Origin of the sequence: Micromonospora sp. WMMD754, assembly GCF_049315235.1 — a bacterium.
GTDB lineage: Bacteria > Actinomycetota > Actinomycetes > Mycobacteriales > Micromonosporaceae > Micromonospora > Micromonospora sediminicola.
This window is the reverse complement of the sequence record NZ_CP186058.1, coordinates 6,469,217-6,484,689: the sequence shown is the minus strand read 5'-3', so window position 1 is coordinate 6,484,689 and position 15,473 is coordinate 6,469,217. Positions and strand designations below refer to the sequence as shown.

9 protein-coding genes, 1 tRNA gene and 1 pseudogene are annotated in these 15,473 nt (G+C 75.7%); 4 read left to right on the top strand and 7 right to left on the bottom strand.

Annotated elements, in window-relative coordinates:
- The first annotated feature begins 139 nt into the window (after positions 1 to 139).
- Entirely contained in the window at positions 140 to 1,120 is a 981-nt protein-coding gene (locus ACN27B_RS30305) for an LLM class F420-dependent oxidoreductase (protein ID WP_422746132.1), read from the top strand.
- Position 1,121: 1 nt separating this feature from the next.
- Positions 1,122 to 1,922 (top strand): SDR family oxidoreductase, encoded by an 801-nt coding sequence (locus ACN27B_RS30300; protein ID WP_422742754.1) that lies wholly within the window; start codon positions 1,122 to 1,124, stop codon positions 1,920 to 1,922.
- Between the two features lie 311 nt (positions 1,923 to 2,233).
- On the opposite strand, the gene ACN27B_RS30295 is transcribed toward ACN27B_RS30300, so the two are convergent.
- From ACN27B_RS30295 to ACN27B_RS30270, 6 genes and pseudogenes are all read right to left on the bottom strand, one after another.
- Positions 2,234 to 4,516, bottom strand: a complete 2,283-nt coding sequence (locus ACN27B_RS30295) for a transglutaminaseTgpA domain-containing protein (RefSeq protein ID WP_422742752.1) — start codon at positions 4,514 to 4,516, stop codon at positions 2,234 to 2,236.
- On the bottom strand, positions 4,492 to 5,646 hold the full coding sequence (locus ACN27B_RS30290; protein WP_422742750.1) for a DUF58 domain-containing protein: 1,155 nt from the start codon (positions 5,644 to 5,646) through the stop codon (positions 4,492 to 4,494). Before ACN27B_RS30290 ends, ACN27B_RS30295 begins: the two co-directional genes overlap by 25 nt.
- A gap of 2 nt (positions 5,647 to 5,648) precedes the next feature.
- Positions 5,649 to 6,644: an AAA family ATPase gene (locus tag ACN27B_RS30285; protein ID WP_091573541.1), complete on the bottom strand. Its 996-nt coding sequence runs from the start codon at positions 6,642 to 6,644 to the stop codon at positions 5,649 to 5,651.
- Positions 6,645 to 6,669: 25 nt separating this feature from the next.
- A complete protein-coding gene (locus ACN27B_RS30280) occupies positions 6,670 to 9,234 on the bottom strand; it encodes a fibronectin type III domain-containing protein (protein WP_422746130.1) in 2,565 nt (854 codons plus the stop codon).
- A gap of 205 nt (positions 9,235 to 9,439) precedes the next feature.
- Complete coding sequence (locus ACN27B_RS30275) at positions 9,440 to 10,213, bottom strand: fibronectin type III domain-containing protein (protein WP_422746128.1); 774 nt, start codon at positions 10,211 to 10,213, stop codon at positions 9,440 to 9,442.
- Between the two features lie 2,421 nt (positions 10,214 to 12,634).
- Positions 12,635 to 12,808 (bottom strand): annotated as a pseudogene (locus tag ACN27B_RS30270) (hypothetical protein); the annotation flags it as partial.
- 198 nt (positions 12,809 to 13,006) lie between these two features.
- Here ACN27B_RS30270 and ACN27B_RS30265 point away from each other — a divergent pair.
- Positions 13,007 to 13,090 (top strand) — tRNA-Leu (locus ACN27B_RS30265).
- Positions 13,091 to 13,283: 193 nt separating this feature from the next.
- Here ACN27B_RS30265 and ACN27B_RS30260 read toward each other — a convergent pair.
- Complete coding sequence (locus ACN27B_RS30260; RefSeq protein WP_422742747.1) at positions 13,284 to 14,162, bottom strand: dihydrodipicolinate synthase family protein; 879 nt, start codon at positions 14,160 to 14,162, stop codon at positions 13,284 to 13,286.
- Between the two features lie 70 nt (positions 14,163 to 14,232).
- Between ACN27B_RS30260 and ACN27B_RS30255 the strand changes: the two genes are divergently transcribed.
- Positions 14,233 to 15,153, top strand: coding sequence for a LysR family transcriptional regulator (locus tag ACN27B_RS30255; protein ID WP_422742745.1), 921 nt, complete (start codon positions 14,233 to 14,235; stop codon positions 15,151 to 15,153).
- Positions 15,154 to 15,473 lie beyond the last annotated feature (320 nt).

The following is a 15,473-nucleotide window of genomic DNA, read 5'->3' as shown; positions in this document are numbered from 1 at the left end:
CCCCCGTCCCCGATCCCGCTCACCCGGCAGTCGTAACACTCTTTCCGGGCGCCATGGTGCGGATCGGTCGTATCGGCGGAGGATCTTGCTCCCGGCGGTGGTGGACGGGCACGATCGACAGGTGACGAACCGATGGGGCATGACCGTACCGCTGGGCGGCATCCCGCTCGCCGACCACGCCGCCGTCTACGCGGCCCTCGACCACGCCGGGTTCACCGACGTCTGGTCGTCGGAGGTGGCCGGGACCGACGCGTTCACCCCGCTCGCGCTCGCCGCCGCCTGGGCGCCCCGGCTCCGCCTCGGCACCGCGATCACCCCGGCCTTCACCCGGGGGCCGGGGCTGCTCGCGATGAGCGCCGCCGCCCTGGCCGAGGCCGCGCCGGGCCGGTTCGCGCTCGGCATCGGCGCCTCGTCGCCGGTCGTGGTGCGGGACTGGAACGCGGTGGCGTACGACGAGCCGTTCAAGCGGACCCGGGACGTGCTGCGCTTCCTGCGGGCCGCGTTGCGCGGCGAGACCGTCGACGGGGCGTACGACACGTTCGCGGTCCGGCGGTTCACCCTCGAGCGCCCGCCGGCCGTGCCGCCGCCGGTCCTGCTGGCCGCGCTGCGCCCCGGCATGCTGCGACTCGCCGCCGCCGAGGCCGACGGGGTGATCCTCAACTGGCTCGCCGCCGAGGACGTGCCGACCGCCGTCGCCGAGCTGGGCGATCGCCGTCCCGGCTTCGAGGTCGCCGCGCGGATCTTCGTCTGCCCCACCGAGGACGCCGGGTACGCCCGCGCCCTGGGCCGCCGCCTGATCACCGGCTACCTCACCGTGCCCGCGTACGCCGCCTTCCACCGCTGGCTCGGTCGGCAGGAGACGCTGGGCCCGATGTGGCGGGCGTGGGAGGCGGGGGACCGCCGGGGCGCCGCCGCCGCGGTCCCGGACGAGGTGGTCGACGCGCTCGTGCTGCACGGCTCGCCCGAGCAGTGCGTGGCCGGCGCCCGCCGGTACGCCGCGCACGGCGTCGACGTGCCGGTGCTGGCGGTGCTGCCCACCCCCGAGACGACCGAGGGTGGCGCGGACGCCTGGGCCGGTCTGCTGCCCCGGCTCGGCGTCGACCAGACGGAGGTGGCCTGAGATGAACCTGACCGACCGGGTGGTCGTGATCACCGGTGGGGCCGGCGGGATCGGCGCGGCGCTGGGCCGGCGGTTCGCCGCCGAGGGCGCCGCCGCCGTCGTGCTGGCCGACCTGGCCGCCGACGCGGCCCGCGCGGCGGCCGAGGCGATCGGCCCGGTGGCGTCCGGGGTCGCACTCGACGTCACCGACGAGGCGGCGGTACGCGCGCTGGTCGACGAGACCGAGCGCCGCCACGGCCGGATCGACCTGTTCTGCGCCAATGCCGGCGTGGCCACCGGCGGCGGCATCGACGCGCCGGACGCCGACTGGGACCGGGCCTGGCGGGTGAACGTGCTCGGTCACCTGCACAGCGCCCGGGCCGTGCTGCCCGGCATGCTGCGCCGGGGGCAGGGCCACCTGCTGCTCACCTGTTCGGCCGCCGGGGTGCTGACCGCGGTCGGGGACGCCCCGTACACCGCCACCAAACACGCGGCGGTCGGCTTCGCCGAGTGGCTGGCCATCACCTACCGCGACGCCGGCATCCGGGTCAGCGCGCTCTGCCCGCAGGGCGTGGACACGCCGATGCTCGCCGACGGCCTCGCCGAGGGGCACCTGGGCGCCCGGGTGATCGCCGCGTCCGGGGCGATCCTCACCCCGGACCAGGTCGCCGACACCGTCGTCGCCGGGCTGGCCGAGGAGCGCTTCCTGATCCTGCCTCACCCGGAGGTGGCCGACTACGCCCGCCGCCGGGCCGAGGACCCGGACGGCTGGCAGGCCGGCCTGCGCAAGCTCGTCCGCAAGCTGCGCGCCGCCGACTCGTAGCCGCGGGCCCTCGTCGCCTCGCCGGATACCCCCGCGCCTGGCGGGACCCCGCCCGGCGGACCGGACCTTTTCCGTCGTCTGACTAGGAACTTGATGACGTGAACGACTCGGTGCACCGACGGTCGTCGCGCGGAAGCGTTCGCCAGGCGGTCGCGTTGTGCCGCGGACGTCAGGGCTCCCGACGTGCCGGGGTGACCGATCCACCTACGTCGTCAAGTTCCTAGCCGACCGAGGGGCCTACGCTCCCGGAGCCCTCGGCGTGCCGCCGGGGGCGCCCGGGCGTGAGCGGCGAACCGCCGAGGGGGCCACGATCAGCGGCGCCAGCGCAGCGGACCCGGGCGCACGGTCCACCACAGCCGTGCCCAGCGGGACCGGGCCGCACGCAACGCCGTGACGTAGCCGGTGGCCACCTCCGCCGCCCGCGCGGCCTGCGCCGCGTCGACGCTGCCCGGCGCGAACGCGGCCCGGTTCACCAGGTCGGCCAGCTCGCCCACCCCGTCGCCCGACCATGCCGCACCGCCGTCCGACTGTGCCACCCCATCGCTCGACCGCGCCGCCCGGGCCGCCGCGAGCGTGGCTCGGGCCTGCTCGGCGACCTCCTCCGCCGCCAGGTCGTCCCCCACGGGCCGGCCGGCCAGCCGCAGCGCGTCGGTCAGCTCCCGCCAGGCGCCGGTCACCCGCCGGCCCGGGTCGCCCCGATCCAGCCGGGAGCGACTCAGCCGGCGACGCATCGTGGCCAGGACCGCCAGCACCGCGCCGACCAGCAGCACCAGGCCGCCGACGCCGCCGGCGACCAGCACCGGCGTACCCGGGCCCCGGTCGGGCCGGGCCGGCGCGGGCGCGGCGGCCGGGGGAGTGGCGGAGGGCTCCTCGGTCGGCGCCGGCACCTCGGACGGCGGTGGGTCCTCCGGCTTCGGCCGGAAGTCCTCCTCCACCGGGCGGGGCTCGGAGTCCGGGCGCGGCATCGGATCGAACGGCACCCAGCCGACGCCCTCGAACAGCACCTCCGGCCAGGCGTACGCGTCGGCGGCCCGCACCGGCCCGTCGGCCTTCGGCTCAAACCCGACCACCACCCGGGTGGGCAGGCCGGCGAGTCGACCGAGCACCGCGAACGCGGCGGCGAACTGCTCCGACGTGCCCCGCTGCCCGCCGCCGTTGCGCGGCCCGAACAGGAAGAACGTCAGGTTGGGGTAGGCGTGCCCGCTCGGGGCGTCGGCGGTGACCCGATAGTGCTCGGCGAGGAACGTGGCGATCGCGTCGGCCCGCGCGTACGGGGCGCCGTTCTCCTCGGCGAGCTGGGTGGCCAGCCGCCGCAGCTGCTCCGGCGCCCCGTCCGGTACCCGCAGCACCCGGGCCACCGCGTCGCCGGCCGGCACGTTCGCGGTGGTGACCAGGTTCAGGTCCGGGCGCTCCCGCACCGAGGACACGTCGTACCGCAGCCCTGGGGCCAGTCCTTCCGGCCGGATCACCGTGCCGGTCTCCGGGTCGTAGGCGACCCGCGCGCCGGTCACCTCGCGCGGCGTGGGCACCGCCGGCAGCAGCCGCCCGGTCAGGTCGCCCACCGTGATCTCCTGGCGGACCGTGTCGGTGGTCGCGCCGGCCGCCGACTCGGCGGCGGGCAGGACCCGCCCCGCGTTGCGGTACGTGGCCCCGACCCGCCAGGTCACCCCGTCGTAGTCACTGAGCACCGCCAGCCGGATCCGCGGCGGCCCGCCGTCGCCCGCGCCGGCCACGGTACGCACGTCGAGCAGCCGCTGGTCCGGGTTCAACGCCCAGCCCGAGATCCGGATCAGCGGGTTCTCGTCCAGCGACTCGACCTGCGGCGGTTCCACGTAGCGGCGCGGATCGACCGGACGGTCCTCCACCTGGCCCGCCACCACCGGTGCGAGCAGCGCGGCGAGCCCCACCACCACGGCCAGCCCGGCGGCGGTCGCGGCGACCAGCCGCAGCCGCACCGCCGCGCGTACCGTCGGGGGGAGGTCGGCCACCGGGTCGCCGGCGGCCGGGTCGGCCCGCCGGCCCGGCACGGCCAGGCCGGCGGCGGCGACGGCCGCGAACAGCACCGTCGGCCCGACCGCCGGCTCCGCGTTCGGCCCCACCACGTAGAGCACGCCGCCGTAGAGCAGCACCGGCGGCAGGTAGCCCAGCAGCACCCGCCCGGCCCGCAGCGCGACCTCGGCGGCGGTCAGCCCGGCCAGCCAGGCGGCCACCACCGGGACCAGCACGGTGTCCGGCGCCGGCTCGACCGGGATCATCGCGGTGAGCAGCCGGGGGATCGCGTTGCGCGCGGCGTCCACGGCCACCTCGCCGAGCCCGCCGGGCAGCGCCGCGTGACTGGCGGCCAGCCGCAGCGACAACAGCGTCCAGCCGGTCAGCGCGGCCACCGACAGGGGCGCCACCAACCAGGACGGCAGTCGCCGGGCGGCCACGCTGACCAGCACCGAGCCGACCGCCGCGCCGACCATCAGCCGGGTCGGCAGCGGGTCCGCGTACACCCGGCCCAGCACCACACCGGACAGCGCGACCAGCACGACCAGCGCCGCCGGCACCGGCACGGCGCGCAGCCGCGTCACCACCGGCGGATCCCGTCCCACTCGGCGGCGAACGCCGCGCCGTCCGCCGCGTCCAGCACCACCAGGCCCGTCCCACCGGCCGCCGTCGGTCCCGTCGCGCCGAACACACCGACGACCACCGACGGGTACGCGCCGCGCAGCGCGCCGACGTGACCCAGGTCGTCGCGGCCGCCCGGCCCGGTGAGGAACACCAGCGTGTCGCCGAGCCGGTCGCGGCGCAGCCGGGCGGTCGCCGCCGGCAGCACCTCCGACCCGCCCTCGGCCAGCTCGACCGCGGCGAGGCGGTCCAGCGGCCCGGCCGCCCCGGCGGGCTCGGCCTCGGCGGGCGCCACCAGCAGCAGACACACCGGCAGGTCCTCGCGCACGGCGGCGGCCACCACCGATGCGGCCGCCTCGCACGCCGACTCGAACGACTCCGCCACGCCCGCGACCCGTCCCGGGTGTGCGGCGGACCGGTTGTCCAGCACCACCACGAGCCGCGGCAGGCTGGTGTCCACGTTCTCCCGCACCATCAGCTCGCCCACCCGGGCGCTGGTCCGCCAGTGCACCCGGCGCAGCTCGTCGCCGACCACGTACTCCCGCAACGAGTCGAACGTGATCGAGCCGTGCGGCACGCTGTCGGTGCGCCCGTCCAGGCTGCGCCCCGCGCCGGTGGGCACCGCGGACAGCGGGTGGATCCGCGGGTACACCCACACCGGGACCGCGTCGCCGTAGCCGCGGGCCAGCGCCACCAGGCCGAGCGGGTCGCGGCGGACGACCCGCAACGGCCCCACCGGCACCACGCCCCGGCGCTGCGTCGGCACCGCATAGCGCACCACCGTGTCGCCTCCCGGGCGCAGCCGCAGCAGGGGCACCGGCACCAGCGCGCCGGCGCAGCGGTCCTCGGCCACCAGGTTCGCCGCCCGCAGCCGGCCGGTGTTGCGCACCGTCAACTCCATCGCCGCCGGCTCGCCGCGGGCCACCCGGTCCGGGTCGGCCCGACGCTCGACGGCCAACCGGGGCCGCCACGCGGCGGTCACCCCGGCGTAGCCCACCGCCACGGCCGCCGCCGCGCCGAGCACCGTCAGCTCCGGGTACGCGTACCGGAAGCCGACGCCGAGCAGCACCAGGGCGGCGACGAGCAGCCCGATCCCCCGGGCGGTGATCCCCACGCTCAGCCGTGCACCGGGGCGGGCTGGCCGGACGGCAGGGGCACCGGCACCGAGGCGACCGCCTGGCGCAGCACCTCGGCCGGCGTGACGCCCCGCACCTGCGCGTCCGGGGTGAGCAGCAGGCGGTGCGCGAAGACCGGCTCGACCAGCGCCTTCAGGTCCTCCGGCATGATCCAGCCCCGGCCGTCGATCAGCGCGTACGCGCACGCCGCCCGGGTCAACGCGATCACCCCGCGCGGGCTCACCCCGACCCGCACCTGCGGATGGGTCCGGGTGGCCGCGGCCAGCCGCACCGCGTACGCGTAGAGCGGCTCGGCGATGTGCACCCGCCGGGCCATCTTCACCATCTCGCCGACGGTGGCGGTGTCCGTGACCGCGGTGAGTGAGTCGGGGGAGCGGACCGTGGCGCCGCGCAGCACCTCCACCTCGACCGCCTCGTCCGGGTAGCCGACGGAGAGCTTCACCAGGAACCGGTCGAGCTGTGCCTCGGGCAGCCGGTAGGTGCCGTCCATCTCCACCGGGTTCTGCGTCGCCACCACCAGGAACGGCTGCGGCACCGGGTGGCGTACGCCGTCCACGGTGACCGTCCGTTCCTCCATCACCTCCAGCAGCGCCGACTGCGTCTTCGGCGAGGCACGGTTGATCTCGTCGGCGATGACGATGTTCGCGAAGACCGGCCCGGGGTGGAACTCGAAACCGCGGCTGGCCTGGTTGAAGATCGTCACACCGGACACGTCGGAGGGAAGCAGGTCGGGTGTGAACTGGATCCGCCGCCACTGCCCCTTCACCGTGGCCGCCACCGCCCGCGCGAGCGTGGTCTTGCCGACCCCGGGCACGTCCTCCAGCAGCACGTGCCCCTGCGCGAACAGCGCGGTCAACGCCAGCCGGACCACCTGCGGCTTGCCCAGCACGACCGCGTTGACGTTGTCGGCCAGCCGGGCGGCGAGGGCGGCGAAGCCCTGCACCTCCGGCTGGCTGAGCGGTTCGTGCGTGTTCACGGTGTGCCTTTCGGTCCGGGCGACGTCAGCAGGTGGGCAGCACGTTCAGGTTGTCGCCGCCCTCCAGGTTGAGCCACGCCCACGGGATGTACGTCTTGCCCTCGTACGCGATCTGGATCCACCAGGTGCTCTGCTTGTTGTTGTTGTAGATCCAGGCGTCGACGTCCTCGCCCTTGGCCTTGCAGTACGTGCGCAGCCGCGTGCCGTCCGGCACCCAGCCCGCCTGTCGATCGTCGTCCTGCTGGGTGACCTTGAAGATCTCGTTCCCGTTACGACCCGGCACGTCCTTGTTGCAGTACGTCCGCTGGTCCCCGTCCGGGCCGTTCTTGCAGGTGGCGATGCCGTAGACCGGGTCGGTGGTCTGCGCGCGGGTGGCCGTGCCCTTGCCGGCGGCGTTGGACGCGGTCAGCGTCACCGTGTAGGCCGTGCCCGGCGTCAACCCGGTCACCCGCAGGCTGGAGCAGCTCCCGCTGGCCGTCTTCCCGCCGGTCGCCGCCGTGCAGGTGGCCTTTCCGCCGCCCGCGTCCACGGTGAACGTCACCGTCACCGAGGTGGCGTCCGCCGACGAGCCGGTCACCGTGATCCGGGGTGCGGCCACGGTACGCGCGGTGGTGCTGGCCTCCGGGCCGTCGCCGGCCTCGTTGACCGCCTTGACCTTCACGGTCACGTTCTGGCCGTTGCCGAGCCCGCCCACGGTGGCCCGCACGTCGGTCACCTCGACGGTCTTGCCGCCGGCCTGCACCACGTACTTCGTCACCGGGCGGCCGTTCTCCACCGCCGGCGACCACTGCACCGCGATCGTCCCCGGCTGGTCGGCCACCGTGGACGCGCGCAGCTCGGTCGGTGCCTTCGGCACGGTGAACGGCACCACCGTGTTGCTCACCGGCGACGCCTTCGACCCGGCGCCCTTCTCGCTCACCGCGGTCACCGTGAACGCGTACTGGGTGCCGTACTCCAGCGCGCCGGCCGGCACCACCAGCTCGGTCTTCGGTGACTCGCCGGCCGGGGCGCTCGCACCGGCCGAGGTCGCGGTCACCGCGTACTTCGTGACCTTGTTGCCCTGGCCGTCGGCCTCGGGCCAGCTCACCCGGACCGTGCCGTCCGGCCGGGCCTCGGCGGTCACCGAGGCCGGCGGGTCGGGCACCTCGGCGGTCGGCACGACCGGGTTGCTGCGGCGCGCCGGCCCGTCACCCTTCGCGTTCACCGCGTGCACCGAGAACGTGTACGTCTCACCGTTGGTCAGACCGGTGACCTCCAACGCGCGCTGGTTCGCGCCCACCTGGTGGGTCTGACCGCCGCCCTCCACCACGTACCGGGTGATCTCGGCGCCGTTGGACGCGGCGGCCTGCCAGCTCACCCGCGCCGACGCGTTGCCCGCGGCGGCGCTGACCGCCTTCGGCGCGCCCGGCTTGCCCACCTTCGGCTTCTTCGGCGGGGGCGGCGGCGGGGGAACCGGCGGCGGGTCGCCGCCGAGCACGTCGTTGGCGTACTTGTTCACCTCGCGGACCCGGTTGCGGTCGTCGACCACCTGGGCGGTGGACGAGTCCGGCGGGTTGATGAACAGGTGGTTCTCGCGGACCTCCAGCTCCACCGGGCCGGGCCGGCCGGAACCCTTGATCGTCTCCACCAGCTGCCCGGCCGCGTCGAACGAGTAGACCGCGCCGGTGCTCTCGTCGGCGCAGTAGAACCGGCCCGCCCAGGCCACCGCCGGGCTGAGCCGCGCGCCCGCCCCGGGCACCGTGAACCGCTTCACCTCGGCGCCGTCGCGGACCACGTGCACCGACCGGTCACCGGGAACGGTGACCGGCACCTGCGGCCCGCTGGTCCGCGGCGGCAGGTTGCCCGGCGCGGTCATGGTCAGCCCGGCCCGCTGCGTCCGGCCGCCGACCACGGTCACCAGCGACGCGGACGTGCGGTCCAGCACCGCCACACCCTCGTCCAGGGTGGACACCACCAGCTCGTGCGCGGGCTCGGCCACCTCGTGGGTCTCGACCCGCTTCGGGCTGAGCCCGGCCGGCGGGGCGGCGCCGGGGGTGTCCGGCAGGTCGGCGGCCGTGATCGCCGAGACGGTGCCCTCGCTCGGCACCGCGATCCACAGCTTGCCGGCGCCGTCGAACGTCCCGCCGGCGATGCCCGGCGGGTAGCGGACCGGCTCACCCACCGGCGTCAGCGCCCGCGGGTCGAGCTGCCGGACGATGCCCTGCACCGCGTCCACCACGAACGCCGCGTCCTCGTGCAGCGCCACGCTGACCCCGAACCCCGGCGCGGTCGGCGTGCTGGCGGTGATCTGCAACGTCGCCAGGTCCAGCGAGCTGACCTGGCCGGTGTTGAGGTCGCGCAGGATCAGCAGCCGGTCGGTCTGGGCGACCTGCATCTGGTGCCGCCGCCCGCCGGGCACCTCCATCCGGGTGTCCACCCGGGCGGTGACACCGTTGACCCGGGCCAGCTCGCTGCGGGTGGTGCTCCACAACCACGAGGACGCGTCGTAGTTGGCCACCGCGTTGTCGGCGGCGCCCAGCCCGAGCACGGTCAGCCCCATCGCGGCCAGCAACGCGGCCACGGTGCCGATGGTCACCAGGCCGCCGCGCATCCGCGACCGGGGGCGGGCCGTCTCCGGCCCGGTGCTCGTGACGTCCTCGATGGTGGTCACTGCCGGCTGCCTCCCCGCGTCGGTGGGGGAGGGCGCCGCGCGTGGTCGACCCTCCCCAGAGCCGGGAGCCATCATAGGTGCCGGCAGAGGCCGGTGAAACCCGCACCGTCTCCCTGTGGACACCGAGCGTGTCCTCGGTGCCCCGTCACTTCGGCGTGGCGCCGCCATCGCGGTCCGTGCACACCTGACCGGACGTGGCGTACGAATCGGTCGAGTAGACCGCCAGCACGGTGAAGCAGTAGTCCAGCCGCGCGCTCAACCCGTTCACCGTGTACCGGGTCTGCCCGGCGTCCACGGTGGCCATCACCCCGAGCTTCTGCCCGGCCTGACCACCGGCCACGACGAACGGCACCCCGCCGCTCGTCGGGTCGGTCCAGGTCACCGTGATCGTGGTGGTGTCGTCCCGCAACCGCAGGTCGGTCGGGGGCGGTCCGGTCACCTTCGGCTTCGGCGCACTCGGCGCCGGCGCCGGCGGCGCCGCGTCCCGGTTCAGCCAGACCGCGCCCGCGCCGACCGCGACCACCACCGCCAGCACCGCGCCGCCGACCAGCAGGGCCAGCACCGTACGGTTCCGGCCGCGCGACTCCGGCTCCTCCACCTCCGGGTACGCGGCCGGCTGGTGGAACGACGGCGGCACCGCCGGCCACGAGCCCTGCTCCGGGTACGCGGGCGACGCCGGGTATGCGGGCTGCCCCGAGTACGCGGGCTCCGGCCGCGCCGGTTCGGGGAAGTCGAGCAGCCCGTCGTAGACCGGCAGTGACCGCCCGTCGGCCGGCGCGTCCACATCCGGCCTCTCGTCGGGGTCGGTGGGATCCGTCCCGGGTCCCGGCCTCGGCGCGGTCGCCGGCTCGGGCTCCGGGTCGGTGGGCCGGTCCACCGGTTGGGACGGGGCGACGCTGCTCCACGGTGGAGCGGTCATCCCCCACGGCGGCACCGGTGACCCACTGACCGGGGAGGCGCTGATCGGGGCGGCGCTGACCGGCATGCCGCTGACCGGGACCGTCGGTGGTGCGCTGACCGGGTGTGCGGCTGGAGCGCCGCCCGGGATCGTCGGTGGTGCGCCGATGGGGTGTCCCGGTGGTCCGCTGACCGGGAAGGCGGGAGGTGCGCTGACCGGTGGGGCGGGTGGGACGGCCGGCACGGGAGGTCCCACGGCTGGAGGCGCGGGGGCGGACGGTGTGCGCGCCGACTCGCCGGCGGCCGGCGGGCTGCTCACGGGCGCCGCACCTCCCGGCGGCGCGCCGACCGGTGGTCCGCTGACGGGCGCCGCGCCGGCGGGTGGAGCGTCGATCCCGGACGCGCTCGCGGGCGGTCCGCTGACGGGCCGGGAACTCGTGGGTGGACCGCCGGCGGGCCGGGTGTCCGGGCGGGACTCTCGGCCCGCGGCCGCCGCCCGCTCCGCCTCCTCGCGCAGCAGCGGACCGATCTGCTGAACCTGGACGGTCGGCTTGTCCCAGCCCGGCCCGCCGGGAACGGAACCCGCCGGGTCGCCGTCGGAGTCGCCCACCTGCGTCGGGTCCGGGCGTCTCGTCGTGGGCTGACCGGGGACGGGCACCGGCACGGCCGGCGGTGACGACGAGGGAGCTGACGGCTGGGGCGTGGAGACCGGCGCCGCCGAGGCTGGTGGCGTGGAGACCGACACCGTTGCCGGTGCCGCCGGTGCCGCCGGTGCCGCCGGGGTCGATGCGGGGCCGGCAACGGCCGGCGGCGTCGACGAGTGCGAGGTGGGGGCGGGAGCCGGAGCCGGTGGTGGCGGGACCGGTCGGGTCGAGGTGGGTTCGGGAACCGGTGGCGCCGGGACGGACGGAGTCGAGGCGGGCGCGGGGCTCGCGGGCGCAGCGACGGGTGGTGCGGAGACCGGCGGCGCGGCGGGCACGACCGGCGGTGGCGGGAGGACTCCGTTTGCCGGCGGGTTCGGCGCCTGTGGCATCGGGGCGAGGGCGGGCGGCGGCGGGAGGACGCCGCGTGCCGGTGCGCCCGAGACCGGCGCCGCCGGCATCGAGGTGACGGCGGGTGACGCCGCCGGTGGCGGCGGCACGACAGGTGGCGGTGGCGCGACCGGTGGCGCCGGCAGCCGCGGTGGCGGGGGAGAGGCGGCGCCAGGAGTCGATCCGGCGTCGGGTCGTGCCGGCGGCTGCGGGATGACCGGGGCCGGTGGCAGAGCGGAGGCTGAGGGGACCGGCGTCGGTGGCACGGGCGGTACCGGGACGGGATGCGCCGGGCTGCGTGGCACGGACCCGTGCGGGGTGTGCGCCGTCGGGCCGGGCCCGGGCGTCGTGCGCCAGGTGGCGGGTGCGGCCGGCGGCCCGGGGAGCGGAGGCGCGGGCGGGACGACCGGCGGCCGGGCCGGCGTCGGCCGCTGACCGGCAGGGGGAGGGACGGTCGGAGGTGCCTCGCCGGTCGGGTGATGGCCGGCAGTGCCCGCGACCGGAGTCGGCCCCGTCCGATGGACCGGTGTGGCGCCTTGGACCGGCGGCACCGGCGGCACCGGGGTGGCGCCGTGGACCGGCGGCACCGGCGTGACGCCGGGTACCGGCGGTCCGGCCGTCGGTCGCGGTGCGGTCCCGAGGGGCGCCGGGTGGTCCGCACCGGCGGCGGACGGCGCGGTGAACCGTGTGGTGACGTCGTCGGACGGTGCGGGGAAGCGTGCGGTCACGTCTTCGGGCGGCGTCGGAAGGCCGCTGGTCCGCGGTGCCGGCGGAGGAGCCCAGGGACTCGACGTTCGGGGCGGCGCGGTGGGTCCGACCGGCGGCGACGAGACCGGGACCGCCGGCGGGGGCGGCAGTGTGCCCCGGGCGGGCGCGGCGGTTCCCGGCGGCGGGGCAGCGGGAGGCGTCGTCGAACCCGGCCCGTGGCCCGGCCAGGGCGCCCGGTGCGCCGGCTGCGGCTGCGGGGCCCACTCGGCGCCCGGAACCGGTGCCGCGGGCGGTGCGGCAGGAGTGGGCCGCGGCGGGGCGGGCGGGGGCGGATAGGACGGCGTGACCGCCGGCAACGACACGGTGGGCCCGGACAGCGCCGGATCGGGGCGCGGGCCGGCAGCGGCGGCGGAGCCGCCGGGAGGCGGGCCGTAGCCGGCGGGAGCGGCGGCGGAGCCGCCGAGGTAGTGCCGCGCCGCGCGTACCGCCGGGTGGTCCGGACCGAGCACGGCGGGCCCGGCGGTGGCGACGCGGCTGTAGTTGCGGCGGGCCTCGTGCCGGTTGCCCAGTTCCTCCGCCACCGCGGCCAGGTCGAAGCTGAGGGCGAGCATCAGCGGGTCGGCGTCCCCGCGCCGGCGCTCACCGGCCGCGTACGCCTCCTCGAGCGTTCGTCGGGCGGCGGCCGGGTCGTCGGCCTCGCGGTGCAGCCGGGCCAGCAGGTGGCCGGTGGTCAGGACGTCCTGGTGGTCCTCGCCGTACGCCGGTCGGGCCGCGTCGATCGCGTCGGCGAGCAGCCGGCGGGCGGCGGTCAGGTCGCCCGCGGCGCGCAGCGCGAGGGCCTGGTGTTGAGCGGCGGTCAGCGGGGAGGGGTGGGACACGTGAGCAATGCTGCCCGGAATCGTCGGTTGCGCGCTACCCGCCCGCCGGTGGGGGGTGTTGACCTGGGGAAACGTGGGGCGTTAGTGGTGATGTGCATGATCGTTCCGGGCCGTGTACAGTAATCCCCCGTGCGGCCCGACGGCCGGCTGATCCGGTGAGAAGATCACCTCGGCCGACCGGGTAGGCTGTACGTGCAGGTCCGGGTGGCGGAATGGCAGACGCGCTAGCTTGAGGTGCTAGTGCCCGTATAGGGCGTGGGGGTTCAAGTCCCCCCTCGGACACAAGATCGAACACGCAGCAGCAAGGCCGTTGAGCTGGCAGAACACAGCTCAGCGGCCTTCGTCGTATCCGGGGCAAGATCGCCCCCGGGCACACCTCGGGCACATCGGCTCAGGGGAGATCGTCAGCAGCGAATCCGAGCCCGGCATTGCGAAGGGCGTCCAGCGTGATCAGCGGATGGCCCAACTAGTCGCCCTACGTCGACGTCCTGGTCTGTTCGTTTACGTACTTCAGGGCCCGTGCTGTGGCGGCCGGTGTGGCGGGCAGCAGCGGTGGGCGGACCGTCGGCGTGGGGATGCGTCCGTGGGCGTGCAGCACTGCTTTGATCACGGATGGGTTGGGTTCGGCGAAGAGCGCCGTAGATAGCGTGGCGAGGCGGTGGCCGAGCGATCGGGCGCGGGTGATGTCGCCGGTCTGCCAGGCCGTGATCAGCGAGGCGTAGTCGGTGGTGGCGACGTGCGCTGAGGCGAGGATGCCGCCGTGCACGCCAAGAGCGAGCAGCGCCGAGACGTACGCGTCTTCGCCGCCGAGCACCGAGTGACCCGGTGGTACGGCGCCAAGGAAGGCGAGGGTGTCGGCGTCAATGCCGCCGACAGCGTGCTTGACTCCCACCATGCCGGGCAGGCCAGCCAGCCGGCGCAGGGCCCCGGCGGAGAGCGGTTGCCCGGTGCGGTACGGGACGTGGTAGGCAACCAGCGGCACGGGGGACTCCTCGGCCAGCCGAGCGAAGTGCGCGAGTACGGCCTCCTCGCCGGGCCGCAGGAACGGCGGCACCAGGCAGAGCGCCGCCGTAACCTCAGGTCGTCCGCCGAGCGCCTGCAGCGCCTCGAGGGTGTGCGCGCCGACCAGAAGCTGGGCTCCGCGCTCGCGGCAGACCGCTGCGACAACGTCGACCACGCGTCGCTGCTCGGCGTCGGTGAGAGCGTGCGGTTCTGCGGTGGTGCCCAGGGCGACCAGGCCGGCAGCCCCACCTTCCAGAATCTGGTTGGCGAGGGTGGTCAGGGCGTCGAAGGCGACAGCACCCCGCTCGTCGAACGGGGTGATCAGCGGTACGTACAGGCCGGTCAGTGTCATGCCTCCAGCCTGCGTGTAGAGACTGTGAAGGACCAGTTCCGATTGCTCAACGAATACGTAAGCTCGGCTGATGCTTGACGTCCGCCGCCTGCGCCTGCTGCGCGACCTGGCCCGTCTGGGCACCATCGCCGCTGTCGCCGAGGCGCACACCTACACGCCATCCGCCGTCTCCCAGCAGCTGGCCGCGCTGCAACGGGAAGCCGGCGTCGCGCTACTGGAACGCGCCGGCCGCCGAGTCACCCTCACCCCCACCGGGGAGGCGCTGGTCCGACACACCGAGGTGGTCCTCGCCGCCTTGGAAGCCGCGGACGCCACGTTGGCCGCCGCCCGCGGGGGACTTTCCGGCACGGTACGCATCGGCGCGTATCCGAGCGCCGTGCGTACCGTGTTGGCGCCGGCCCTGGTCGCGCTGGCCCGCGACCATCCCGCGCTCGACCTGATGGTCACCGAACTGGACCCGGTCGCCGTGCCCAACGCGCTGCGCGACCGTCGCCTCGATGTGGCTCTCGATCACGACTACGACATCGTGGCAGTCCAGTCGGACCCGGCGCTGGACTCGACGCCTCTGCTGGAAGAGACGGTCTACCTCGCCCTGCCGACCGAGATGGAGTGCGATCTTCAAGGCGACCCGATGCGCTCCGTGCGCGATGCCGAGTGGATCGTGGGAAGCCAGGGGACACTGTGCCACTCGGTAGCCCTCCACGCCTGCGAGCTGGCTGACTTCCGCCCGACCGTGCGCCACCACGCCGACGACTTCACCGCCATGCTGGCACTGGTGGCGGCCGGCCAAGGCGTCGGACTGGTGCCCCAACTCGCCGTCGGGCACCCGCCCACGGGGGTCCGCCTCGAACCCCTCGCCATCCGGCGACGCACCCGGATCGCGTACCGGAAGGGCGCGGGAGACCACCCGGCAGTGGCTGCCGCCATCGCGGCGCTCCGCCACGCCGGCAGCGACCACGGCGACGAACAGGCCACGTACGACGGGCTGTGATCGTCCGGCGAGCCTGACGGCAGGTGTCGTCAGTGGCGACCTGACCGAGTTGGCATCCGTCCGGTCGCGGCGGTTGTCGCACCGCCGCCCTGTAGCGCGAGTCACCGGGGCCGGGGTGGGGGAGGCGGCGCCAAGGTGTGTGGGATCTCCCCTTCACGCGCAAGGGCACACCGCGTCGCTACACGAACCGCCCTGCGGGCCGCCGTACCTGGGAGCCGCTGTGACTCCTCGGGCCGGCTGACGCCGGCACGTCAGGTGCCTGCGGTACGCATCGCCACCGCGACCTCATGCCGTGGATTCGGGCGCGGTCCCCCTACTGC

Coding starts and splice junctions, on each gene's coding strand:
- ACN27B_RS30305 (WP_422746132.1), top strand. CDS start 140: ATGACCGTACCGCTGGGCGGCATCCCGCTCGCCGACCACGCCGCCGTC.
- ACN27B_RS30255 (WP_422742745.1), top strand. CDS start 14,233: ATGCTTGACGTCCGCCGCCTGCGCCTGCTGCGCGACCTGGCCCGTCTG.
- ACN27B_RS30275 (WP_422746128.1), bottom strand. CDS start 10,213: ATGACCGCTCCACCGTGGAGCAGCGTCGCCCCGTCCCAACCGGTGGAC.
- ACN27B_RS30300 (WP_422742754.1), top strand. CDS start 1,122: ATGAACCTGACCGACCGGGTGGTCGTGATCACCGGTGGGGCCGGCGGG.
- ACN27B_RS30280 (WP_422746130.1), bottom strand. CDS start 9,234: ATGCGCGGCGGCCTGGTGACCATCGGCACCGTGGCCGCGTTGCTGGCC.
- ACN27B_RS30260 (WP_422742747.1), bottom strand. CDS start 14,162: ATGACACTGACCGGCCTGTACGTACCGCTGATCACCCCGTTCGACGAG.